This is a genomic window from Campylobacter concisus UNSWCS, from assembly GCF_000466685.1.
Classification (GTDB): Bacteria; Campylobacterota; Campylobacteria; order Campylobacterales; family Campylobacteraceae; genus Campylobacter_A; species Campylobacter_A concisus_A.
In genome coordinates this window covers 1-304 of sequence record NZ_ANNG01000104.1, presented here as the reverse complement: position 1 = coordinate 304, position 304 = coordinate 1, and the positions used below count along the sequence as shown (strand labels likewise).

The following is a 304-nucleotide window of genomic DNA, read 5'->3' as shown; positions in this document are numbered from 1 at the left end:
TAAATATTACACTAAATAAGTTAAAAGGGATATAAAAGGTATATTTTTAACTAACCTTGCCGTAAAACTTAACGGCTTGGACTATTTTTTTGGCCGTCTGCTCGTCTGCACCGTAGATTACGTCTCGCAGTTCATTTTCGTTTAATGTATTTAAAAACAACCCCAGCCCAACGCGGTCGGCGGTATTGAGCCTAATGTCTTGTATCTCTTTTAATATCTCCCCTAAACTGCAACGCTCTAATAAATCCGCCAATTCCACATCGGCTACGGCGTCTATACTTATTCTCATTTTTTTATCCTTTTA

At 37.8% G+C, this 304-nt stretch carries 1 protein-coding gene; it reads right to left on the bottom strand.

Features of this window, described 5'->3' with window-relative positions:
- Positions 1-46: 46 nt before the first annotated feature.
- Positions 47-289, bottom strand: coding sequence for a hypothetical protein (locus UNSWCS_RS10990; RefSeq protein WP_035144131.1), 243 nt, complete (start codon positions 287-289; stop codon positions 47-49).
- Positions 290-304 lie beyond the last annotated feature (15 nt).

What these genes read in the sequence shown, in the direction of transcription:
- UNSWCS_RS10990 (WP_035144131.1), bottom strand. Translation starts at nt 289, where the DNA reads ATGAGAATAAGTATAGACGCCGTAGCCGATGTGGAATTGGCGGATTTA.